Source organism: Bacillus sp. EKM206B, from assembly GCF_011066015.1.
Taxonomy (GTDB): Bacteria; Bacillota; Bacilli; order Bacillales; family Bacillaceae; genus Bacillus; species Bacillus velezensis.
The window spans coordinates 1-23664 of sequence record NZ_JAAMNL010000004.1 but is presented as its reverse complement, the minus strand read 5'-3'; the positions used below and the strand labels follow the sequence as shown (position 1 = coordinate 23664).

Annotated in this window: 16 protein-coding genes, 1 tRNA gene and 1 pseudogene; 14 read left to right on the top strand and 4 right to left on the bottom strand. The window is 46.7% G+C overall.

All coding sequences use genetic code 11. The features are described 5' to 3' along the window. Window positions 1-30: 30 nt before the first annotated feature. Entirely contained in the window at window positions 31-933 is a 903-nt protein-coding gene (gltC, locus tag G9F50_RS08930; protein WP_003153836.1) for a glutamate biosynthesis transcriptional regulator GltC, read from the bottom strand. Window positions 934-1078: 145 nt separating this feature from the next. On the opposite strand from gltC, the gene gltB reads away from it, so the two are divergent. The 3 genes from gltB to G9F50_RS08915 all read left to right on the top strand — a co-directional run bounded on the left by gltB (window position 1079) and on the right by G9F50_RS08915 (window position 7965). After that, on the top strand, window positions 1079-5638 hold the full coding sequence (gltB, locus tag G9F50_RS08925; RefSeq protein WP_060562914.1) for a glutamate synthase large subunit: 4560 nt from the start codon (window positions 1079-1081) through the stop codon (window positions 5636-5638). Window positions 5639-5654: 16 nt separating this feature from the next. Continuing rightward, complete coding sequence (gene gltD / locus G9F50_RS08920; RefSeq protein WP_012117713.1) at window positions 5655-7136, top strand: glutamate synthase small subunit; 1482 nt, start codon at window positions 5655-5657, stop codon at window positions 7134-7136. A gap of 118 nt (window positions 7137-7254) precedes the next feature. Beyond that, window positions 7255-7965: a hypothetical protein gene (locus tag G9F50_RS08915; protein WP_060562915.1), complete on the top strand. Its 711-nt coding sequence runs from the start codon at window positions 7255-7257 to the stop codon at window positions 7963-7965. A gap of 27 nt (window positions 7966-7992) precedes the next feature. Here G9F50_RS08915 and G9F50_RS08910 read toward each other — a convergent pair whose 3' ends face one another. Further along, window positions 7993-8973, bottom strand: a complete 981-nt coding sequence (locus G9F50_RS08910) for a zinc-binding dehydrogenase (RefSeq protein ID WP_060562917.1) — start codon at window positions 8971-8973, stop codon at window positions 7993-7995. 118 nt (window positions 8974-9091) lie between these two features. On the opposite strand from G9F50_RS08910, the gene G9F50_RS08905 reads away from it, so the two are divergent. The 4 genes and pseudogenes from G9F50_RS08905 (at window position 9092) to G9F50_RS08890 (ending at window position 11908) form a co-directional block, all read left to right on the top strand. After that, complete coding sequence (locus G9F50_RS08905) at window positions 9092-9958, top strand: LysR family transcriptional regulator (protein WP_053285515.1); 867 nt, start codon at window positions 9092-9094, stop codon at window positions 9956-9958. Window positions 9959-10009: 51 nt separating this feature from the next. Then, window positions 10010-10243, top strand: a pseudogene (locus tag G9F50_RS08900) (His/Gly/Thr/Pro-type tRNA ligase C-terminal domain-containing protein); the annotation flags it as partial. A gap of 43 nt (window positions 10244-10286) precedes the next feature. Continuing rightward, a complete protein-coding gene (locus G9F50_RS08895; protein WP_003153841.1) occupies window positions 10287-10589 on the top strand; it encodes an ArsR/SmtB family transcription factor in 303 nt (100 codons plus the stop codon). A 143-nt stretch (window positions 10590-10732) separates the two neighbouring features. Next, entirely contained in the window at window positions 10733-11908 is a 1176-nt protein-coding gene (locus G9F50_RS08890) for an MFS transporter (RefSeq protein WP_060562919.1), read from the top strand. A 46-nt stretch (window positions 11909-11954) separates the two neighbouring features. Here G9F50_RS08890 and ggt read toward each other — a convergent pair whose 3' ends face one another. Continuing rightward, window positions 11955-13730, bottom strand: a complete 1776-nt coding sequence (gene ggt / locus G9F50_RS08885) for a gamma-glutamyltransferase (RefSeq protein WP_060562920.1) — start codon at window positions 13728-13730, stop codon at window positions 11955-11957. 243 nt (window positions 13731-13973) lie between these two features. On the opposite strand from ggt, the gene G9F50_RS08880 reads away from it, so the two are divergent. The 3 genes from G9F50_RS08880 (at window position 13974) to G9F50_RS08870 (ending at window position 15180) form a co-directional block, all read left to right on the top strand. Next, a complete protein-coding gene (locus G9F50_RS08880) occupies window positions 13974-14204 on the top strand; it encodes an excisionase family DNA-binding protein (RefSeq protein ID WP_003153848.1) in 231 nt (76 codons plus the stop codon). A 315-nt stretch (window positions 14205-14519) separates the two neighbouring features. Then, window positions 14520-15065 (top strand): site-specific integrase, encoded by a 546-nt coding sequence (locus G9F50_RS08875; protein ID WP_003153850.1) that lies wholly within the window; start codon window positions 14520-14522, stop codon window positions 15063-15065. 42 nt (window positions 15066-15107) lie between these two features. Next, window positions 15108-15180: transfer RNA gene (locus tag G9F50_RS08870), tRNA-Arg, on the top strand. 145 nt (window positions 15181-15325) lie between these two features. Here G9F50_RS08870 and G9F50_RS08865 read toward each other — a convergent pair. Then, a complete protein-coding gene (locus tag G9F50_RS08865; RefSeq protein ID WP_060562921.1) occupies window positions 15326-15868 on the bottom strand; it encodes an IseA DL-endopeptidase inhibitor family protein in 543 nt (180 codons plus the stop codon). Between the two features lie 228 nt (window positions 15869-16096). Between G9F50_RS08865 and G9F50_RS08860 the strand changes: the two genes are divergently transcribed. From G9F50_RS08860 to G9F50_RS08845, 4 genes are all read left to right on the top strand, one after another. After that, window positions 16097-17485, top strand: coding sequence for an MATE family efflux transporter (locus G9F50_RS08860; RefSeq protein WP_060562922.1), 1389 nt, complete (start codon window positions 16097-16099; stop codon window positions 17483-17485). Between the two features lie 115 nt (window positions 17486-17600). After that, window positions 17601-18569, top strand: a complete 969-nt coding sequence (locus G9F50_RS08855; RefSeq protein WP_060562935.1) for an aldose 1-epimerase — start codon at window positions 17601-17603, stop codon at window positions 18567-18569. Window positions 18570-18587: 18 nt separating this feature from the next. After that, the gene (gene dacB / locus G9F50_RS08850; protein ID WP_060562923.1) at window positions 18588-20063 is read left to right on the top strand and encodes a D-alanyl-D-alanine carboxypeptidase/D-alanyl-D-alanine endopeptidase; all 1476 of its coding nucleotides are present in this window, start codon (window positions 18588-18590) and stop codon (window positions 20061-20063) included. A gap of 479 nt (window positions 20064-20542) precedes the next feature. After that, on the top strand, window positions 20543-23664 hold a 3122-nt coding region (locus G9F50_RS08845), incomplete at its 3' end, for a non-ribosomal peptide synthetase (RefSeq protein WP_165417730.1).

The following is a 23664-nucleotide window of genomic DNA, read 5'->3' as shown; positions in this document are numbered from 1 at the left end:
AGGCTTCGTTTTGAAGCTCGGGTTTGTTTTTTATTGATATTGTTCAAGTTTGGAGAAAAATTGAATGACAAAATGGTAGAAATCATTTGCAGACGGAGCCAGCTCTCTTCCTTTTGGTTTAATAATGCCTACGGTGCGCTTCACTTGAGGAAATTCAATCGGAATTTTGACCGTGAACCGGGGTGTGGTTTCTGCAAAGGTGCTTTCGGGTAATAAAGTAACTCCCATCCCCGCGGAGACTAATCCTTTAATGGCATCTAAATCCTCGCCTTCCGTCGATACAAGCGGCGCAAAGCCGGCCTGTCTGCAAGCGTCAATCGCCATATTGCGGAGAATAAATCCTTCAGGAAATAAAACAAATTGGTCGCCGCGAAGATCAATTAAATGAATATTTTTCTGTTTGGCAAGCGGGTGGTGCAGCGGTACAAGCGCGTAAATCTTTTCCGTGAATAAGATATTGCCTGTTATGTCGGGGAATTCCGTCGGAACGGGGCCGAGCAGTGCCGCATCTATATCTCTGTTTCTTACGGCTTCAATTAAAAACTTATAAGACCCCTGACGGAGCAAAAACTCAACGTTCGGGTATTCCTCTTTAAATGCCGAAATCACCGTCGGCAAAAGCTGGCTTGCAAGGCTCGTCGGAAATCCTATTTTGACGGTTCCGCGATTCGGATCAAGATATTCATCAATTTGTTCCTTCGCGTAATCAATTGCTTTCATCGCCGTTTTAACATGTTCTAAAAATTGCTTGCCGATCGGCGTTAATTTAATATTTCTGCCTTCCCGTTCAAATAAAGTGACTTTCAGCTCTTCTTCAAGATTTGCAATCTGCCTGCTGATGGCGGATTGTGCGACATGCAGATGATCAGCCGCTTCTGACACATGTTCCCGTTCTGCTACCTCCATAAAATACCGAAGCTGGCGTAATTCCATTGCGTTCACACCCATCTATCTCATTTTGAGATGTATTTGATCTAAATTATATATTGTTTATATTGTTTTGAAAACTTACAATTAATTTAAAGTTGTCAGATTTTATGACCGATAATTAACGGAAACTGATCGGGGGAGAGGAATTATGACTTACAATCAAATGCCGAAAGCACAAGGTCTCTACCGTCCGGAATTTGAGCACGATGCATGCGGAATCGGCTTGTATGCCCATTTAAAAGGGAAACCTTCACATGACATTGTCAAAAAAGGACTGAAGATGCTTTGCCAGCTGGATCACAGAGGAGGACAGGGCAGTGATCCGAATACGGGTGACGGCGCCGGCCTGATGGTTCAGATCCCTGATGCTTTTTTTAAGAAAGAGTGCGGAGAAATGAGACTGCCGGAAAAAGGCCGTTACGGGGTAGGAATGGTCTTTTTCTCGCAAAATGAAGAGGAAAGAAAAAAGATCGAAAAACAGGTAAATGCATTCATTGAGCAGGAAGGACAGATCGTTCTCGGCTGGAGAACCGTCCCTGTAAATGTCGGAAAAATCGGAACAGTGGCACAAGGCACTTGCCCATATGTGCGTCAAGTATTCATCGGCGCCGCAAACGATTTGAAAGACAGCCTTGCTTTTGAACGCAAACTGTATGTCATCCGGAAGCAGGCGGAAAATTGGGGCGTTCAAGAACAGCTTGATTTTTACTTCGCAAGCTTGTCAAGCCAGACTATTGTTTATAAAGGGTTGTTAACGCCTGAGCAGGTTGACGCTTTTTATTTGGATTTGCAGGATGAAACCTTCGTATCTGCATTTTCACTTGTGCATTCAAGGTTCAGCACAAACACCTTTCCAACCTGGGAACGTGCTCATCCGAACCGCTATCTGATTCATAACGGAGAAATCAATACGCTCCGGGGTAACATCAATTGGATGAGAGCGAGGGAGCAGCAGTTCGTTTCAGAAAGCTTCGGAGACGATCTTCACAAAGTGCTGCCGATTCTAAATGCTGAGGGCAGTGACTCATCCATTCTTGATAATGCGTTTGAATTTTTCGTGATGGCAGGGCGGAAACCGGCACATACGGCAATGATGCTGATTCCGGAACCATGGACGGAAAACACTCACATGTCTAAAGCGAAACGGGCTTTTTATGAATATCACAGCTCTTTAATGGAGCCGTGGGACGGGCCGACCGCCATTTCGTTTACGGACGGAAAACAGATCGGCGCCATCCTTGACCGTAACGGCTTGCGTCCGGCACGTTACTATGTGACAAAAGATGACCATATTATTTTCTCATCCGAGGTCGGCGTTATTGAAGTAGAGCAGGAGAACATTCTTCATAAAAAACGTCTGGAGCCCGGAAAAATGCTGCTCATTGACTTAGAAGAAGGCCGGATTATTTCAGATGAAGAAGTGAAAACAGAAATTGCCAATGAATTCCCTTATCAAAAATGGCTTGAAGAAGAATTGGTTCAAGTGAATCCTGATCCGGAGATCCGGGAAGAGGAACAATTCGATGATCTTCTCGTCCGTCAAAAAGCGTTTGGCTATACGTATGAAGATATTCAGAAGTATTTAATTCCTGTTATTAAAGAAGGCAAGGACCCGCTCGGCTCTATGGGAAATGATTCGCCGCTCGCCGTTTTATCCGATCGCGCCCAATCACTGTTTCATTACTTTAAACAGCTGTTTGCGCAAGTCACAAACCCGCCGATTGACGCGATCCGCGAGCAGCTTGTGACCTCCACGGTGACATGGCTCGGAGCTGAAGGCGATCTGCTGCATCCGAGTGAAAGAAATGCACGCCGCATAAAATTGTATACTCCTGTATTATCAAACGAACAGTTTTATGCGCTGAAAACACTTGTGCATCCTGACATTAAGAGCCAGAACATCCGCGCGCTGTTTTCCGATGACCTAGAAAAAGGCCTGAAGGATTTGTTTCAGCAAGCGGAAAAAGCGATCAAGGAAGGCGTATCTCTGTTAATTTTATCTGACAGGGCAATGAGTAAGGAATTGACGCCGATTCCGCCGCTTTTGGCCGTCAGTGCGCTGCATCAGCATTTGATCCGTCAAGGCCTGCGAACAAAAGCAAGCATTATCGTTGAATCCGGGGAAGCGCGTGAAGTTCATCACTTTGCGGCTCTCATCGGGTATGGTGCAGATGCTGTCAATCCGTATTTGACTTACGCTACGTATAAGCAGGAAATCGATGAAGGCCGGCTTGATATTCCGTATGAAGAAGCTGTCAGCAAATACGGAAAGAGCGTAACAGAAGGCGTCGTGAAAGTGATGTCAAAAATGGGGATTTCAACTGTGCAAAGTTACAGGGGCGCCCAAATTTTTGAAGCGGTCGGCATCGGTGAAGACGTTATCGCTAAATACTTTACCGGTACTGCATCTCAGCTTGGCGGAATCGATATCGAGACGATTGCGCAAGAAGCGAAACAGCGCCATCAAGCGGCGTACAAGGATGATTACAGCCAAACCCTTGATCCGGGAAGTGAATTCCAATGGCGGAACGGAGGAGAGCACCACGCTTTCAACCCGAAAACCATCCATACGCTGCAATGGGCCTGCCGCAAAAATGATTACAGCCTGTTTAAGCAGTATTCTCATGCAGCGGATGAAGAACGAATCGGATTTTTACGCAATCTGTTCGCCTTCAAAGAAGACCGCAAGCCTTTAAAATTAGAGGAAGTTGAATCAGCTGCTTCCATCGTGAAACGTTTTAAAACAGGAGCGATGTCATTCGGTTCATTAAGCAAGGAAGCCCATGAGGCTTTAGCGATAGCGATGAACAGGCTTGGCGGAAAAAGCAATAGCGGAGAAGGCGGCGAGGACCCGAAACGTTTCGTTCCGGATGAAAATGGCGACGACAGAAGAAGTGCGATTAAACAGATTGCTTCCGGCCGTTTCGGCGTAAAGAGCCATTATCTCGTCAATGCGGATGAATTGCAGATCAAAATGGCGCAAGGGGCGAAGCCGGGAGAAGGCGGTCAGCTTCCGGGCAACAAGGTATATCCTTGGGTCGCGGATGTCCGCGGTTCTACTCCAGGTGTAGGGCTGATCTCACCGCCTCCTCACCATGATATTTATTCAATTGAAGATTTGGCGCAGCTGATTCATGATTTGAAAAATGCGAATCGAAGCGCGCGTATCAGCGTGAAGCTCGTGTCAAAAGCCGGTGTCGGCACGATTGCGGCCGGTGTGGCAAAAGGCACTGCGGATGTCATCGTCATCAGCGGCTACGATGGCGGAACGGGCGCGTCGCCGAAAACAAGTATTAAACATACGGGTCTTCCGTGGGAGCTTGGTCTTGCAGAAGCTCACCAAACGCTGATGCTGAACGGTTTACGGGATCGCGTGGTATTGGAAACGGACGGTAAGCTGATGACAGGCCGAGATGTCGTGATGGCTGCCCTGCTCGGTGCGGAGGAATTCGGCTTTGCTACAGCGCCGCTTGTCGTTCTCGGCTGCGTCATGATGCGCGCCTGCCATTTAGATACATGTCCTGTAGGTGTCGCGACGCAAAACCCGGAGCTTCGTAAAAAATTCATGGGCGATCCTGACCATATCGTAAACTACATGCTGTTTGTCGCAGAAGAAGTGCGTGAATATATGGCGCAGTTAGGCTTTAAGACGCTTGATGAGATGATCGGACGGACAGACGTTCTTCATGTCAGTAAACGTGCGAAAGCGCATTGGAAAGCGGGCCAGCTTGATTTATCCACACTGCTGTACCAGCCTGAAGGCGTACGCACTTTCCGTACGGCGCAAAACCATAAAATCGACGAGTCGCTTGATATGACGGTTATTCTTCCGGCGGTGCAGGCTGCAATTGAAGCCGGTCAGGAAGCGGAAGCTGAAATCAAGATCAATAATACAAATCGCGTAGCCGGAACCGTGACGGGAAGTGAAATTTCTAAACGCTACGGAGCGGAAGGCCTGCCGGATGATACGATCAGACTTCATTTTACCGGATCAGCCGGACAGAGTTTCGGAGCATTTGTCCCTAAAGGGATGACGCTTCATTTGAACGGGGATTCAAATGACTACGTAGGCAAAGGGCTTTCAGGCGGAAAAATCATCGTGAAAGCGCCTGATGCCTTCAATTGTATAACGCACGATAACGTTATTATCGGGAACGTCGCATTTTACGGAGCAACAAGCGGGGAAGCATACATTAACGGGCGCGCCGGTGAACGTTTTGCAGTCCGTAACAGCGGAGTCAATGTCGTTGTAGAAGGTATCGGAGACCACGGTTGTGAATACATGACAGGCGGCCGGGTTGTCGTCCTCGGCGAAGTCGGCAAAAACTTCGGGGCGGGAATGTCAGGCGGTATCGCATACGTCCTGAGTGATGATGCCAAAGCATTTAAACGCAAATGCAACATGGAAATGATTTCATTTGAAAAGCTGACGGATGAGGCGGAAATCAAAGAAGTGCAAGAAATGGTCAAACGGCATGCGGCGCTGACAAACAGCAAAAAAGCCGCGGATCTCCTGGACAATTGGGAAAAAGCCGCAGAAACCTTTATCAAAGTCATTCCGAAAAACTATAAACAAATGCTCCTCAGCATCGAAGAACAAAAAGCGGCGGGTTTATCAGAAGAAGACGCAATTATGTATGCTTTTGAAGCCAATACAAAGGTCCTCCAAACGCCTGCCAAAGATCAAAAACAAGCGGTAGTACAGTAAGAAAGGGGAGAGGAACATGGGGAAACCAACTGGATTCATGGAAGAAAAACGAGAAAAACCGGCTGAGCGGGACCCTCTCACTCGCTTAAAGGATTGGAAAGAGTATTCGGCTCCGTTTTCAGATGAAGCGTCAAAGCGGCAGGGGGCGCGGTGTATGGATTGCGGCACACCGTTTTGCCAAATCGGCGCTGATATCAACGGTTTTACGTCCGGCTGCCCGATTTATAATCTGATACCGGAGTGGAATGACCTCGTCTATCGGGGGCGCTGGAAAGAAGCCTTGGAGCGCCTTCTGAAAACGAATAACTTTCCTGAATTCACAGGGCGGGTCTGTCCCGCTCCTTGTGAAGGATCTTGTACGCTGGCTATTTCAGATCCGGCTGTTTCAATTAAAAACATCGAGCGGACGATCATTGACAAAGGTTTTGAAAATGGATGGATTCAGCCGAGAATTCCAGCGAAACGCACAGGTAAAAAAGTCGCTGTCGTCGGTTCAGGCCCGGCAGGTCTGGCAAGCGCTGATCAGCTGAACCAAGCCGGTCATTCCGTAACGGTCTATGAGCGTGCTGACAGAGCGGGAGGCCTGCTGATGTACGGCATTCCGAGCATGAAGCTTGAGAAAAGTGTCGTCGAACGCCGTATTAAACTTTTGACGCAGGAAGGTATAGATTTTGTAACAAATACCGAAATCGGCGTTGACATAACGGCAGATGAGCTGAAAGATCAATTTGATGCCGTCATTTTGTGCACAGGCGCCCAAAAGCAGCGCAATCTGCTGATTGAAGGCCGGGAAGCAAAAGGCGTCCATTATGCGATGGACTATTTAACACTGGCGACGAAAAGCTATTTAGATTCCAACTTTAAAGACAAACAATATATAGACGCTAAAGGGAAAGACGTCATCGTAATCGGCGGAGGAGACACAGGAGCTGACTGCGTGGCAACCGCGCTGCGCCAAAAAGCGCGCAGCGTGCACCAGTTCGGGAAACATCCTAAACTTCCTCAAACGCGCACGAACGACAATATGTGGCCTGAACAGCCGCACGTCTTTACCCTTGAATACGCCTATGAAGAAGCGCAGGCAAAGTTCGGCAAAGACCCGAGAGAGTATTCAATTCAGACGACAAAAATGGTGGCCGATAAGCAGGGCCGCTTACAAGAGATTCACACCATTCAAATGGAAAAAGTCAGAAACGAATTCGGAAAGTATGAATTTCATGAACTGCCCGGTACAGAAAAAGTCTGGCCTGCTCAGCTGGTGTTCATCGCCATCGGTTTTGAAGGGACAGAACAGCCATTATTGAAACAGTTCGGTGTCGATTCGGCAAATCATAAAATTCAGGCGGCATATGGGGATTATAAAACGAATGTTGACGGTGTTTTCGCCGCAGGGGATGCGAGAAGGGGCCAAAGCCTGATTGTATGGGCGATTAATGAAGGCCGGGAAGCAGCGCGCGAAGTCGACAGTTATTTAATGGGGAGCACTGTTTTACCGTAAATAAAGGGGTTTATTTATAAAACCGGCTGAGATCAGCCGGTTTTTCGTATTGAAACAAAATCTCCTTCTTCCTGTATTGGTCATATAAGGGTAACGTGATGGGAATGGAGGATAACAAATGGAATTTTGTTTTACAGGGTGGAGAGATTATTTTCGTAGAAATCAATCAGCAGTCAAGGAACTGAACTGTAAATATGATCAGCTTTCTGAAACTGAGCGCCGCGTTATTTGTTCTTCAGTTCAGCAGTTTCAAATCGGCGAAAGTTCAGAATTTCTGTTTTTGATAGCTGCTGCAAAACGTTTCTTAAAGGATTGTGCTGACAAAAGTTATCTGGAAGCGCTGATTTTATTTATTCAGGAAGAACAAAGGCATGCGGGTGAATTGGAAATATTCATGAACCGGCACAATATCCCAAAGCTGAAAAAGCATTGGGTTGATCAAATCTTCCGCAGACTGAGACGATTTGCAAGCCTTGAGCAGTCGATCACGGTGCTGCTGACGGCGGAAATCATCGCCGCCGTTTATTATGACGCCTTAAAAAACGTGACGGGCTCTGTGTGTCTGCGATCAATTTGCGGGCAGATTTTAATTGATGAAGAAAAACATATTGAATTTCAAGCGGAAGCACTGCACAAGTTCGGCCGGCGCCGCTTAAAGATCACCAATACGTGTGCTGTGTTTTCCCGCTTTATTTTATTGACGGGCACTTTACCCGTCGTGTGGCTCTATCATCGAAAAGTTTTAAAAGCCGGGGGTAAACACTTTTTTGTTTATTTGAAAGAAGCCTATCAAGAGTATGTCAGAGCGGAAAAACTCATAAACAAATAAGGAAACGGACGGGTCCGCTCCTCTTTTTTAGACATCTATACGAAAGCCGATATTGCCGAACTGCCGTCCTTCCCGCATTCTGTTAAAAGCGGCAGCTGCTTCACTGAGAGGGTACATGCGGTCGATAATGGGACGGATGCCGCAGCGGTTTATCAATTCCAGAATATCCGCGAATTCCTCATTGCTTCCCATTGATGTACCGAGAATATGAATCTGCGGAAAAAACAGCGAACGAATAGGAAATCCGAGCTGATCGCCTGAACTGGCGCCAAATGTTACGATCCGGCCATTCGGTTTCATAATGTCAAGATAGTGTTGAAACAAGGCGGGGCCTACACCGTCAAGTATGATATCTGCTTTTTCGCCATTCAGCGCCTCATTCCAGTCACCGTAGCTGTCAATCGCCCGGTCTGCACCGTATGACAGTGCGGTTTGTTTTTTGTTTTCGCTGCGGGAAGTGACGCTGACTGTCGCTCCGATAGCTTTTGCCATTAATAAGGCATATGTTGCCACGCCGCTTCCGATGCCCGGAAGGATAAGGTGTTCGCCTTTTTTTAATTGTCCTTTTGTAAATAAGGCGCGATAAGCGGTTAATGCTGATAACGGCAGCACGCCCGCTTCCTCCCAAGTCAGGTGTTCCGGTTTTAAAACGGCATTTTCCGCAGGAACAATGACATAAGGTGAAAATGTTCCGTCGCTCGGACCTCCTAAAATATCAGGGACGGCTGGTACGTCCTCAACAGTCTTCCAATTCAGCACCGGGTTGATGATGACTTCTGCATGCAGTAAATGAGACCGGACGCCATGTCCTATTTCGGTTACGATTCCCGCGCCGTCTGAACCGAGAGTAAATTCATGGTTTCCGGTTTCGTGTTTTTTCATTAAAAACAAATCACGATGGTTTAATCCGGCTGTTTTCAGCTTTATTTTTACTTCGCCGTTTCCCGGCCGTTTGTCAGGTGCCTGCCTGAAATCAAAGCCATTTTCGTGTATGATAAGAGCATTCATCATTCTTCTCTCCTTTATGATTGATGAGAAAGATTTTACAGGCTGTATCAGCTGCAGTAAACAAATGAAAATTGATAGCCGGCTATCAATAAAAATCATAGCAAGAAGGTGCCCTTACATGGAAAGCGGAGACTTAAAGATTTTTCAGGCTGTCGCCCGCAAAGGAAGTATTTCAAAGGCGGCAGAAAGCCTGCATTATGTTCAATCAAATGTGACAAACCGGATTCAGCAGCTGGAACGGCAATTGCAAACACAGCTTTTTTACCGCACAAATCGGGGGATGACGCTGACGCCCGCAGGTGAAAACTTATTAAAAGACGCAGACAGAATCCTTCAATTGCTGCATGAGGCGCAAAAAACGGCGCAAGAGGCAGGCGATCCGAACGGCCCGCTTCGAATCGGTTCTCTTGAAACGGCGGCAGCCGTCCATCTCCCTCAATTTTTCACGGAGTATTGCAGCCGTTACGCGAAAGTACAGCTGTCTCTGTCAACCGGTGATACACATACCTTAGTGCAGCGCGTCTTACACTATGAGCTGGACGGCGCTTTTGTTTATGGACCGGTCGAATACGAAGATCTTGAGCAAGTCGCTGTATTTCAAGAAGAATTGGTCTTGGTCTCAAATAAGCGGGAAGGCAGTTTGCAAGACTTGTTGCGAGATCCGATTCTGTATTTTGCCGCGGGCTGTTCGCACCGCCGCAAAATAAAAAACATACTGAAAGAAGAGGCAGTGCCCGCACATAAAATCATTGAATTCGGTACGTTGGAAGCCATTATTGGGGCGGTGCAGGCGGGGATGGGGGTTTCCTTTCTGCCTGCATCAGCCGTCCGTTATTTTCAAAACAGGAAAAATCTTTTTCTTCATGAGCTCCCTGAACATTTTCGGGATATGAATATATCATTCATCTACCGGAGTGATTTATTTTTGACATCGGCGTTTGAAGAACTGCTGAATGGATTAAAAGCATTACCGAACGGAAGATGAGAAAACAGGACAGCTGTGTACGCCAATTTTTTTCGTTCCGGTTATTCTCAAAAGAAAGCGGGTATCCGGGCTGAGCTTGATGAGCGCGATGAAAAACTCGGCTATAAAATCAGAGAAGCACAAATGAAAAAAATACCGTATATTGCTGTTGTGGGAGATCAAGAGTGCCGCCATCAATCTGTACATGTACGGCAATACGGGCGGGAAGACACATTTGAAGAGAATGTGAGTGATTTTATTTCCCGGATCATAAGAGAGGCAAAACAAAAAATAGAGATTGAATAAAAACAATATTGACATATCGTAAAATCACGATATAATAAAGCGTATGAAACCTATTGATGTTTTTAAAGCGTTGTCTAATGAGTCACGGCTTGAGATTTTGCAATGGCTGAAAGAGCCGGACCGTCACTTCGCACCGCACGATGGCATTGATATGAATGAGATCGGAGTGTGTGTCAGCCAGATCACCGATAAGCTTCAGATGACACAGTCAACGGCGTCTCAATATCTTTCCATCCTTCAGCGGGCGGGCCTTATCCAAACAAAACGGATTGGCAAATACACCTATTATAAAAGAGATGAAGACGCGATAAAGGCGATGGCCGATTATTTTCAGCGCGAAATGTAGGGCTGAATCCTTTAGAAGAGGGATTCAGTTTCTTTTTCCGACTACACATCGACATATTGCGATTTGTTTCTGTTTGTTCAACTCTTTATATCGATATATCACAATATATCTTTATATAAATCATCAATGAAGGAGTGTGTCAGGTGCAAAATACCTGGAAGATTTACATTTTGGCAATTATTAGTTTTTTAGTGGGGACGTCTGAATATGTGATATCAGGGATGCTTGATAAAATTGCAGGTTCCTTGGGAGTTACTGTGGCAGCGGCAGGGCAGCTGATTACGATTTTTTCGCTTGTTTATGCAATCGGAACGCCTGTCATGATGGCCCTTACAGCAAAACTGGACAGAAGGAAGCTCATGATCTATGCTCTGGGGCTGTTTGTTATCGGGAATATCATTTCTTTCCTTGTGCAGGGATTCGGCTTATTTGCGGGAGCGCGGGTGATCATGGCGCTTGGAGCAGGAACTGTGGTGGTCACCGCGCTTACGATCGCAGCAAAAATCGCTCCCCCGGGAAAACAGGCAAGTTCTCTCGCAACCGTCATTATGGGGTTTACGGCGGCGCTCATTATCGGTGTTCCGATCGGAAGAACCGTGTCTGAAGCTTTTGGCTGGAAGGTGGTTTTTGCCGGAATTGCGGCAATCGGAATCATTGCCATGCTTATTATACGTTTCGCGTTGCCTGAGATAAAAGGAGATAAACCGGTGCCGCTCATTCAGCAATTTTCTCTTTTGAAGAAACGAAAGGTGGCTGTCGGGCTGGCCATTACGTTTTTTTGGCTCGGAGGCTATTCGGTTGCGTATACGTACCTTTCTCCGTATTTACTGAACGTCACTTATATCGGCAGCGGAATACTGAGTACATTGCTGCTTATTTTCGGTGTTGCAAGTCTTGCCGGTTCTAAAGCAGGCGGTTTCAGCGCAGACAAATGGGGGGCGCGTATGACATTAACCGGCGGAATGGCGCTTCATGCTATCATGCTCATGTTATTGCCGTTTGTCACACATTCTGCTTTCGGAGCGGCGGCAGTGCTTATGTTTTGGTCCTTCGCCGCCTGGTCATCTGGGCCTGCTCAGCAGTATCATTTGGCAACGATGGAGCCTGAATCATCGGGTGTATTACTTGGCCTCAACCAGTCTGTGATGCAGCTGGCTATGGCGGCCGGTGCGGGCATCGGGGGCATTGTTGTCACTCATCTGTCTCTTGCATCAGTGACATGGATCGGATCAGCGGGTGTTGTCATCGCGATGTGCGGTGTGCTTTCGCTTGCGTCATTAACGTCTGAAAAAACCTCATCTGAATACAGTGCAGAATAAACAAAAGCCTCATTTCTCAGCTTGAGAAACGAGGCTTTTTGTCTTGTTATTTTGTATGTTTTTTCAAGTTTACGCCGATTGCGGCTCCGTTTCGGCTTGAGTCGGCAACTCCGGTGAAGGTGCCGTTTTCACGGTCAATCAGGATGCTTTGCACATTCCCGATATCAACCGGGCTGCTGCCGAATTTATGCCCCATTTCGTTCAGTTTTGTGCGAGCTTCTTCCGGCACTCCTTTTTCATATCGATAGGATGTCATGCTGTTTGTGTAAATTCTCGGCTCTTCGACCGCCGCTTTCAGATCCATGCCGTACTCAACTTTGTTCAGGATCGTTTGCAGGACGGAAGAAATAATCGTTGCTCCGCCGGGGGAGCCGACAGTCAGGACAGGTTCGTTATTTTTGAATAAAATAGTCGGAGTCATGCTGCTGAGCGGACGTTTATTCGGCTGCACTTCATTTGCGCCGCCAGGCACCGCATCGAAGTCTGTTAACTCATTATTCAATACAACGCCGTATCCGGGAACCATAATGCCGGAACCGAACAGCTGTTCAATCGTTGTCGTATAAGATACGACATTGCCGAAGCGATCAGTTACCGTGAAGTGAGTCGTTTGGCCTTCTTGTTTGTCAGTCGGCTGCTCCACTTGTTTATAGTTTGCAGAACCTTCCTGATAGGCCCAAGGGTCGCCGGCTTTCGGTTTTTTATTGACTTTATCAATATCTATCAGCTGTCTGCGGGCATTGATATAATCTGGATTCAAGAGACCTTTGAGAGGGACGTTGACGAATTCTGGGTCCCCGGCAAATGCGGCGCGGTCAGCATAAGCCAAATGCATCGTTTCTGCGAGAAGCTGATATTTTTGCCAAGAACGGATATCATATTGAGAAAGCTTAAAATCATCCAGGAGGTTCAGCATTTGCAACAGGAAAACGCCGCCCGAGCTTGGAGGAGGAGCAGTTGCGATATGATAGCCCTGGTAATCTCCCCAGATCGGTTCGTCAATCGTCACATTGAAGTTTTTAATATCTTTTTCTGTCATTGAGCCGCCGAATTCCTGCACTGTTTCCGCAAGCTTTTTGGAGAATGCTCCGTCATAGAATGCTTTTGTGCCTTTGTACTTAATAGCTGTAAATGTTTTGGCTAAGTCTTTTTGGATAAGTGTGTCTCCTTCTTTCAGAGGTTCTCCGTCCGGAAGAAACACGTCTTTTGCAGCAGTGTGTGATAATTTGTCTTTATAATCTGAGATGGCATCAGCTAAAACCGAATCGATCGGAAAGCCTTTTGAGGCAAGTTTAATGGAAGGGGTGATGAGTTGTTTCATGGAGCGTGTGCCCCATTTGTCGAGCGCTTTTTCAAGTCCTTTTAATGTTCCCGGAACACCGACTGCAGTCCCTTTCGTAACGCGTTCGGAGAAAGGAATGGCTTTACCGTTTTCGTCAAGGAACATATCCGGTGTTGCGCCTGCGGGTGCGCGTTCCCTGCTGTCGATAATGGTGGTGTCTTTTGTCTTCGCGTCATAAACCATCATAAATCCGCCGCCGCCGATTCCCGACATCATCGGTTCAGTTACGTTTAATGCGAATTGAATGGCAACCGCGGCGTCAATTGCATTGCCGCCTTTTTTCAGCACGTCGGCACCGATTTGTGAAGCGAGAGGGTGGGCGGTGGCAACCATGCCGTCTTTGCCGACATCTACCTGTTTGTAGTCGTCATAGGAAAACGGGTGTTTCTTAGCCTGAGCGTGATAAGGGATGCTTCCGGCCGCGAGCAACGTACTGAGCAGAACGATAAAACAGAGATTCATAAACTTTTTCTTTTTCATAGTCTGCCTCCTTTGTTTTCCGCTTACAATTATAGAGTAAGTAAAATGTGCTGTTTTCACAAGTGACAAACGGAATAGTCCGGTGCGCAAAAAGCCGGAGTTTCTGTGTGAATGTAATCAGTCGCAAATAGGCTAAATGGGAAACCGGGCTGAAAAAGCTGTGAAACAAGCATAAAGACAAAAAATAAGCTACAATAAACAAAACAGAATTCACTCACATGACATATGAAAGGAACGTGAGCCATGTATTTAACGATCAAAGAGACAGCGGAGTTTACCAGTCTTCCTGAAGAATATGTGCACAATCTTGTTTTGACGAATAAAATAAGGGCCGTCCATGACGGACAGCAATATTTAATCAACAAGGAACAATTTCAAACCCATCTCGAGCAGCTGGAAAAATATAAGGAAATGATTCAAGAATTTTTAAATGAGCCGCTTCCTGAAGACATTGATGTAAAAGATGAAGATTAGGACACAATTTCATATTGTGTCTTTTTTTTACATTTTTTTCGGTTACTTACAAAAAAACGGATGCTCAGATTTCCTTTTAAGGACGTTGTTTTCATTTTTTAATGCCTTGGGTCTCTATTTGTTTAAAAGCTTGTCACCGGGCTGAAAATGATGTTTTTGAGGAATTTGTTGAAACTGTGTATCTGATTCACCTTATGTAACACTATGTATATTATGTTACATAAGACCCTTTATCCTTTATCATTCAACGGGTTTCGGCTATAATAGTAACATAATGCTCAATATGTTACTTTACCAATTATAAGGGGTTTTTTGATGCATATCGTACAGCCGATCCGAAGTTTGGAGAAGATCCAGGAAGTCAAACAGTATTTAATGAAGAAAAGTGATCGTGATTATTTTTTATTTATTTTTGGCATGAACAGCGCACTGCGGATTTCTGATGTTCTGCCGCTTCGCGTGAGGGATGTCAGGAACAAAGACCATGTGTGGGCAACCGAAAGCAAAACGAGAAAGAAAAGAAAAATTCTGATACTGGAGTCTTTAAAGGCCGACATATACGCTTATACAAAAGACATGAAAGAGGATGACTATTTGTTTAAATCGAAACGGACGAATAAGCCCATATCCCGGATTCAGGCATACAGAATATTAAAGGAAGCGGCTGCCGCTTGCGGGTTGGAGGAAATCGGAACGCACACACTTAGAAAGACGTTCGGGTATCATTTTTATCAGAGGACAAAAGACATCGCTGAACTGCAGAGGATTTTGAATCATTCTTCTCCGTCTATTACAATGCGTTATATCGGAATAGATGAAGATACGACGAGAGCCGCCTATAAAGTGTTCGGAGGGCTGTAGGCTTGAAAAAAACGGCCGCCAGCGTTACTATAATAGAAGCAGGCTCTAGTAGCACAGCGGATAGTGCAGCAGTTTCCTAAACTGCAGGTCGGGAGTTCGAATCTCTCCTAGAGCGTTTTTTGTATGAGATAGGCGCACCTTAATAATGTCGGTAAAACAAAAACCCCCTTGTTATACAAGGGGGTTTTGAGTTGAATATTTTGTGAAAACCTGGTGGAAATGATGTGAAAAAAGCCCGCTGTAAGCAAGCGGGCTTTTTCTTATATGACAGCATCAAATTGATTGACTTTCCAAACGTTGTTTTCTTTTACGAATGTTACATCGCGTTTTGCTGACGGAGAACCGTCAAGAGTCGGTACAGTGAAGCGGTATGTTTGGACGCTTCCTTTTTTAGAAAGAAGGGTCATTTTTGCTTTTTTCCAATTCAGGAGGTTATCTCCGTCGCCGACCGGAACAGCCAATTTGCCGTCTTTTACAGTGAAGTGGTAATCTTTGAGCCCTTTGTCAATCGCTTGCTTTGTAAAAGCGGGTGTCAGATATTTTACGGCTTTCGCTTTTGTACCGAGGTCTTTGCACATAAATACATATTGCAGATTTTGATATTCAAACGGTTCAGATGTGCAATTTGCGTTTGATTTAAGCGCACCGCCGCTCATCATGTTCCAGAAATGTTCTCTCGCTGACAAGGCCAGCTGAAGTGCTTGTTTTTGTGTAAGGTCATTAGGTGCATTTTTTGCAGTCGCCGCAGTGCCCAATGACAGAATCAATGTAATAGTAGTGAGGAATAATAGCCATTTTTTCATGATATAATCTCTCCTTCAATCAATCTCTTTCTCTTATGTTACAAATGTTACAATAATTACGGTAAGATTACAATACCTTTTCAGAAATATTTTCCGGACTTTTTATTTTTATGGTTTATTTCCATGTAAGACGTGAGAAAAAGATAAAGAGTTTCATTGAACAAAAGGTTTTTACAAGCTGTCTGCTGAATAATAAAATGGAAGAAAATCAAAAAAGGAGTCCTACATATGGAAGTACAAGATCATTTAGAAACAGCGGAAGGCAGCGGCCAGTCTGTCTGGCGATCGATGTCACTGTTTTTAGTGCCGCTGCTTTTAAGCAATGTATTGCAATCTGTCGGCCAATTGGTCGGAATGGTATTTGTCGGAAGGTGGCTCGGAGTCGATGCGCTTGCCGCCGTATCGTCTTTTTTTCCGCTGTTTTTTCTGCTGATCTCCTTTACGATCGGAATCGGTTCAGGAAGTTCCATTCTGATCGGGCAGGCTTACGGCGCGAAAAACGAAGAGAGGATGAAGGCGATTGTCGGCACTACACTGACTTTTACCTTTATGCTCGGTGTTGTCCTGGCAGTTGTCGGCAGTGTGTTTACGCTTGATATTCTGCGGCTGATGGGAACGCCGGAAAACGTAATAGATGTCAGTGTCCGATATGCGCGCATTTTGTTTTGCGCAATGCCGCTGATGTTTTTATATTTTGCGTATACGACATTTTTACGCGGAACGGGAGATTCAAAGACTCCGTTTTATACGTTAATCGTCAGTACAGTCATAAACATCGGGCTCTTGCCCTTATTGATTCTCGGGCTTTTCGGACTTCCGAAGTTCGGCATTTACGGTTCGGCGTATGCAACCGTGATTTCAAACATCGTGACATTTATCGTACTCATGGTTTATTTGCGGAAAAGGAAACATCCATTGGCATTTGATCGGACTGCGCTCCGTTCTCTTAAAATGGACAAAAAGCTGCTCGCGCTTTTACTCCGTCTCGGTATTCCGTCGAGCATCAATATGATTCTCGTGTCACTTTCTGAAATTGCGGTCATTTCATTTGTCAATCATTACGGATCAAACGCGACGGCTGCTTACGGGGTCGTCAACCAAGTGGCGAGTTATGTGCAGATGCCGGCGGTAAGTCTCGGTATCGCCGTTTCCATTTTTGCCGCCCAATCCATTGGCGCCAATCAATTCGGCCGGCTGAAACAGGTCATCAAAGTCGGCATCGGCCTGAATTATTTGATCGGCGGGGTTTTGATTGTGCTGATTTATACCTTCTCCCGGCAGATACTTGCTTTGTTTTTAACAGATCAGGACACGCTCCACATTGCCCGCAATCTGATTATGATTACCCTTTGGAGTTATTTGATTTTCGGTCACGCTCAGATCGTTTCAGCAACGATGCGGGCGAGCGGTACGGTGTTATGGCCGACGATTATCAGCATTTTTGCGATTTGGGGAATTGAAGTGCCTGTGGCCTTTATTCTTTCTCATTATACGAATCTCGGCATTCTCGGTATTTGGGTCGGTTATCCGGCGGCTTTTGTCGTCAGCCTGCTGTTGCAATACGGATATTACCGGTTTGTATGGAAGAAAAAACAGATTACCCGGCTGATTCAATAAGGTTTTACTGCACATCGCTCAGTTCATACGGGCGATGTTTTTTTTAGAGAAGGAAAATGAGTTTAGAAAATGGAATTCCTATACATGCTAGAAAACAAGGAAAGGGCAGGTGCTTATGACGATTGAACATACGACTTATTTAGGGGTTTCAGCCATAAAAGCGGAGACTGATCAGGCTGAATGCATCATTGTGCCGGAGTGGGGATCAAATGTCATATCGCTTCGGGATAAAAGAACCGGTATGCGGCTTCTGAGAGAACCGGAAACTGCGGAGCAATTCCGCGCAAAACCGATGCTGTACGGCATTCCCGTTTTATTCCCGCCGAACCGGATTACGGACGGGACGTTTCGTTTTGACGGCCGCGCGTATCAATTTGAGATAAACGAAGAGGATAAACATAATCATATTCACGGCTTTCTTCACAATCAGCATTGGAAAGCGGCGGCAGCGAAAGAAGAGGGGGATGGAATGAAAGTCGAAACAGAAATTGATCTTTCAAAGATTCCCCGTGTTCATAAACAATTTCCGCACGACGTCATTGTCCGGATGACCTATACATTAAAAGACAATGTGTTTACGCAGCGGGCGCTGATTATGAATAAGGGAACGGAGGCTTTTCCTTGGGGGCTCGGCTATCATTCAACTTTTGTTTTCAATGAAGAGCGTTCCCGTCTATTTTTGACGGCTGACCGCATGTGGGAATTAAATGAACGTTTCGTGCCGACGGGCCGTTTATTGGATGTTCCTGATAAAGAAGCGTTCCGTCATGGGATGTCTTTGAAAAATAAACAGTTTGACGATGTTTTTCTTTCTTCCGGACGGAATGGCGGCAATAATGAAGCTGTTATTTATCATCCGGATGAGCAATTATCCGTTTTGTATCAAGCAGACACGTCTTTCAAGCATTGGGTGGTATATAACGGTGACGGAAAGCAGGGGTTTGTCAGTCTTGAGCCTTATACTTCCGTTACAGATGCATTTAATCTGAATCAGCCTGCATCACTGACAGGGCTTCAGATTCTGAAACCGGGCGAAGAAGCGGCTGCGTCATCCAGGATCACCATTTTGCATGACGAAGAATAGGAAAGAGGCGGGATAACATTGAAAACATATGTGAAACGCTTGAGCGCGGTGATTCTGCTTTTGATCATTGCCGCAGTTCCTTATATTGATGATGCTGCTAAGGCGGCTGAACAAAAAAATACTTTGCAAAAAGAGCTGGAACACATTCTGGATGAAGAACCTGCTTTAAAAGGAGCTTCAGCGGGCGTCAGTGTCCGGTCAGCAAAAACAGGGGAGGTGCTGTTCGGCAGCCGGGAAGATATGCGGCTGAGGCCTGCATCACTGATGAAGCTGCTGACGGCATCTGCGGCGCTTTCCGTTCTCGGAGAAGATTACACCTTTAAGACAGAAGTACGGGCAGAGGGCGCCGTAAAAGGAAAACAGCTGCGCGGAAACCTTTATCTCAGGGGAAAAGGTGATCCGACCCTATTGGCTTCTGATTTTGAGAAGATGGCTAAACAGGTCAAAGCCAGAGGCATCCGGGTCATTAAAGGAGATCTGGTCGGAGATGATTCGTGGTATGACGATACCAGGTATTCAGTTGATCTTCCGTGGAGTGATGAAGGCCAATATTATGGCGCGCAAGTATCAGCTCTTACCGCTTCACCAAATGAGGATTATGATACCGGAACGGTGATTGCGGAAATCAGCCCGGCGAAACAGCCCGGTAAAAAGCCGCGCATTTCGATTTCTCCCCATACGGACGTCGTTCGTGTGAAAAATGAAGTGAAAACCGTCGCTTCTGATGAAAAGAAAGATTTGACGGTTGAACGGGAGCACGGTGGCAATGTGATTACGATAAAGGGAACCATACCTGCCGGCTCGGCACAGGCAAGAGAATGGGCGGCAGTGTGGGATCCGTCGTCCTATGCTTTAGATTTATGGAAACAAGCGCTTACTAAACAGGGGATAACTGTAAAAGGGAAAATCAGAACAGGGCGAATGCCGCACCGCACCCAGCTCGTCACATCACGGACATCCATGCCTCTTTCAGAATTATTGATCCCGTTTATGAAACTGAGCAACAACGGACACGCCGAAATTCTGATCAAGGAAATGGGAAAAGTAAAAAAAGGGGAGGGCAGCTGGGAAAAGGGCTTGGACGTGATGAAATCGGAACTCAAATCGTTCGGGCTGAATCCGGATGAATTGATTGCAAGAGACGGATCCGGCGTTTCTCATATTAACGGCGTATCCGCCGGCCAAATCGGAGAGCTTTTGTATGCGGTTCAGAAAGAAAAGTGGTACCCGGCTTTCCTTCGTTCGCTCCCTGTCGCCGGTGCAAGCGACAGAATGACGGGAGGAACCCTTCGGAACCGGCTGAAGAATACTCCGGCAGAAGGCAAAATTAAAGCGAAAACCGGGTCACTAACATCAGTCAGTTCGATTGCCGGCTATGCAGACACAAAAACAGGAGATACGCTTATTTTTTCCGTGCTTCAAAACGGGCTGCTTGACGAAGATGACGGAAAAGACATTGAAGACAAAATCGCAGTCGTGCTGGCAAATCAATAAGAAGGGCCGAATCCTTAGAGGATTCGGCTTTTTATGATGTCTGTAAAACATTATATTGCGATTATGAATCAATCTTTTCAAAAAGTAATATCAGCAATATCCTTCCTTTTTTTTACATACCGCTTTCTTACATGTTCACCGATTATTCATTTTTTAACATAAAACTTCTTTTCGGGAGGAAAACCTTTTTAAAAGCGCAATTAATTATATATTTTATTCCTTATTATAGTGTTTAAGAACCAGTTTATAGTATGCATACATACCGTTTTACATGGTATAAAGATTATAGAAATGAAGAAGTGAAGTGAGGAATATATACTATATTCTAAAAAATGTTAGAGAAAATTTAATTTTTTATTGTGATTTCTAAAATATGTTTTAAAATAATGCTTATATGGATGATTAAGTCATATGCTGTCGAAATTTAATTGTAATTATTTCACTTTCTTATCCTCTTAAATTGAAGCGGAGGGATTCCATTGGAGAACACTGTTTATTCTTTAACTCACGCACAAAGAAGAGTGTGGTTTACGGAGCTGCTCGAACCGGGCACAAGTATCTGCAATCTCGCGGCATGCGTCAAATTCAGGGGGGACATCGATTTTGACGTACTGCGCCATGCTTTGGATTTTTCTATCTCGCAAAATGATTCGCTCAGGTTTCAACTGACAGAAGGGGACGGATCAGAACCCCAGCTGTATCTGGCGGGGCATCGGCCGATTTCTCTAGAGACTGTTGATTTTACTCATACTGATCAGGCAGAGCGGGACGCATGGATTGACACGCAGACCCGTGTTCCGTTCAAGCTGTTTCATTCACCTCTGTATCACTTTACTCTGCTTGTCATGTCAGACGAAGAAGTTTGGCTTTATTCAAAATTTCACCATATTATCATGGACGGCATCTCGCTCAACCTGCTCGGCAACCAGCTCATTGACATCTACCAAAAGATCATGCGGGGCGAGGATTTAACTGAACATCACAGGCCTTCCTATCTCAGCTACATGGAAAAAGAACAGCAATACTTACAGTCTTCCCGTTTTCAAAAAGACCGTTCATTTTGGACTGAAACATACCGAACCGTTCCGGAACACCTTTCACTGGCGGAACGAACCTCTCATCTTAGACAAAGCACTGCGGCTTCCAGAGATACTATCACTCTTTCTCACTCCTTAGAACAATCTATCCGGCGTTTTTGCAAAGAAAATAATATCAGCATCATCTCTCTGTTTATGGCTTCGTTATACATATGCATCAGCCGTCTGACGGCTAAAAAGGATATTGCCATCGGCACTTATTACGGAAACCGGGGCTCCAGGCTCGAAAAGGATATGCTCGGCATGTTCGTCAGCACACTGCCGATCAGAATGACGGCAGATCCTGATGCGGAGTTCCTGTCCTTTGTCCGCAGCGTAGGAAAAGAGCAGCTGTCTGTTATGCGGCACCAGAAATATCCTTACAATCTTTTTGTCAATGAATTAAGGCAGATTCATCATGACCTGCAAAATATCATCGGTATTTCGATGCAGTATCAGCCGCTTGAGTGGCGTAAGGCAGACGGTTTCGATTATGAAACGGCCATGTTTTTCAGCGGGCATACGGCAAATGAGCTGTCCATTTTAATTAAGGAGCGGACAGATACGGGATTGATTGAGCTGAATTTTGATTACCAATCCGCTTTATTTACTGAAAAATCAATCAAACGCATTCAAACTCATTTGCTGACGATCGTTGAAAATGCCGTTAGAAATCCAGACCGGCTGATTCGGCATATTGATATGGCGGATGAAAATGAAAAGAAACAGGTGTTAACTGCGTTTAACCGTACAGAAACGGCTGAACCGTCGGCCCCGACGCTTCACGGGCTGTTTACCCGCCGTGCCGCGCTTTCGCCGCATCGTCCGGCGCTTCGTTTTCCGGGCGGTATGCTGACGTACGCCGAGCTTGACCAGTACACAGACAGGCTCGCCGCTCGGCTCCGACAAAAAGGCGTCCGCAAAGAAAGCATGGTCGGCGTGCTCGCTGAACGCTCGCCGGAGATGGTGGTTTCTGTGCTTGCCGTGTTAAAAGCGGGCGGCGCCTACGTGCCGCTTGACCCGGAGTATCCTGAGGACAGGCTGAGCTATATGCTCGATGACTGCGGCGCTTGTCTCCTGCTTGCACAGCCGGGATTATCCGTTTCCGGTTTTTCCGGAGAAACGCTTGAAGTGTCTCTTTCTGCTCTGACAAGTGAGGCGGAGACAGGGGCTGTCTCTGACGAAGCGGATGCTGATTCGCTCGCTTATATCATTTATACGTCCGGTTCGACGGGAACACCGAAGGGAGTGGCTGTTGAACACCGTCAGGCCGCCGCCTTTTTATCAGGGATGCAAGGGCAGTTCCCGCTAACGGAAGAGGATATTATCGTGTTGAAATCATCCTTTTCTTTCGATGCCTCCATCTGGCAATTGTTTTGGTGGACGATGTCCGGCGCCTCCGTGTATCTGCTTCCGGCCGGCTGGGAGAAAGATCCTGTGCGGATGATTGAAGCGTTTGCCTCAGAAAAGGTGACGACCGCGCATTTTATTCCGGCGATGGTCAACAGCTTTTTAGACGCGCTGGAAACAGAGCCTGCGGAAACAAGAACACACCTCGGCAGAACACTGACACGCGTGTTTGCCGGAGGGGAAGCTCTTTCACCGCTTACGGCTGCCCGGTTTGCCGATCTTCTGCCGGAGACCGTGCTTATTCACGGCTACGGGCCGACGGAAGCGACGGTGGATGCGGCGTTTTACGTCTGTGACCGAAAACGGGACAGCGGACGGACGCGGCTTCCGATTGGTAAACCCGTTCCGGGTGCCCGTCTGTATGTATTAGATAGCGGAGGAACCATCCAGCCTGCGGGCGTGGCAGGAGAGCTGTACATCGCGGGGACAGGGGTGGCCCGGGGCTATCTGAACCGGCCCGAGCTGACCGAGGAGCGTTTTCTCAATGATCCGTTTTATCCGGGAGAACGCATGTATCAGACGGGCGATATCGCACGCTGGACAGAAGACGGCCTAGTCGAATGGCTCGGCCGTTCAGACGGACAGGTGAAAGTCCGCGGCTACCGGATTGAACCGGGAGAAATCGAAGCGGCGATCCGGCGCATCGACGGCATTCGTGAGGCGGCGGTCACCGCCCGGACCGAACACGGCGAAACCGCGCTTTACGCCTATATTGAAGGACGGGAAAGCGATGACGTGCGGGCGGAGCTTGCGACACGCCTTCCGGCCTACATGATGCCGGCTCAGTTTATAGAGATGAGCGAATGGCCGGTCACGCCGAGCGGAAAACTTGACCGCCGCGCGCTGCCGGCTCCCGGCGGAGCGGCAGACAGACAGGCGTACACCGCCCCGCGGAACGTCACGGAAATGAAGCTTTGCGCCCTTTGGGAAGAGGTGCTGAAAAACGGCCCCGTCGGCATCCGGGATCACTTTTTTGAGCGGGGCGGCCATTCGTTAAAAGCGACGGCTCTCGTCTCCCGCATCGCCAAAGAGTTCGGTGTTCAGGTGCCGTTACAGGACATCTTCGCCCGGCCGACGGTGGAAGAGCTCGCTTCGGTTATTCAGGACTTGGAAGA

Excerpts from the sequence above, each read along its gene's own strand:
- G9F50_RS08865 (WP_060562921.1), bottom strand. The coding sequence starts at position 15,868 with ATGAAAAAATGGCTATTATTCCTCACTACTATTACATTGATTCTGTCA.
- G9F50_RS08895 (WP_003153841.1), top strand. The coding sequence starts at position 10,287 with ATGAAACCTATTGATGTTTTTAAAGCGTTGTCTAATGAGTCACGGCTT.
- gltC (WP_003153836.1), bottom strand. The coding sequence starts at position 933 with ATGGAATTACGCCAGCTTCGGTATTTTATGGAGGTAGCAGAACGGGAA.
- gltB (WP_060562914.1), top strand. The coding sequence starts at position 1,079 with ATGACTTACAATCAAATGCCGAAAGCACAAGGTCTCTACCGTCCGGAA.
- G9F50_RS08905 (WP_053285515.1), top strand. The coding sequence starts at position 9,092 with ATGGAAAGCGGAGACTTAAAGATTTTTCAGGCTGTCGCCCGCAAAGGA.
- G9F50_RS08910 (WP_060562917.1), bottom strand. The coding sequence starts at position 8,973 with ATGAATGCTCTTATCATACACGAAAATGGCTTTGATTTCAGGCAGGCA.
- G9F50_RS08855 (WP_060562935.1), top strand. The coding sequence starts at position 17,601 with ATGACGATTGAACATACGACTTATTTAGGGGTTTCAGCCATAAAAGCG.
- G9F50_RS08880 (WP_003153848.1), top strand. The coding sequence starts at position 13,974 with ATGTATTTAACGATCAAAGAGACAGCGGAGTTTACCAGTCTTCCTGAA.
- G9F50_RS08860 (WP_060562922.1), top strand. The coding sequence starts at position 16,097 with ATGGAAGTACAAGATCATTTAGAAACAGCGGAAGGCAGCGGCCAGTCT.
- ggt (WP_060562920.1), bottom strand. The coding sequence starts at position 13,730 with ATGAAAAAGAAAAAGTTTATGAATCTCTGTTTTATCGTTCTGCTCAGT.
- G9F50_RS08915 (WP_060562915.1), top strand. The coding sequence starts at position 7,255 with ATGGAATTTTGTTTTACAGGGTGGAGAGATTATTTTCGTAGAAATCAA.
- G9F50_RS08875 (WP_003153850.1), top strand. The coding sequence starts at position 14,520 with ATGCATATCGTACAGCCGATCCGAAGTTTGGAGAAGATCCAGGAAGTC.
- gltD (WP_012117713.1), top strand. The coding sequence starts at position 5,655 with ATGGGGAAACCAACTGGATTCATGGAAGAAAAACGAGAAAAACCGGCT.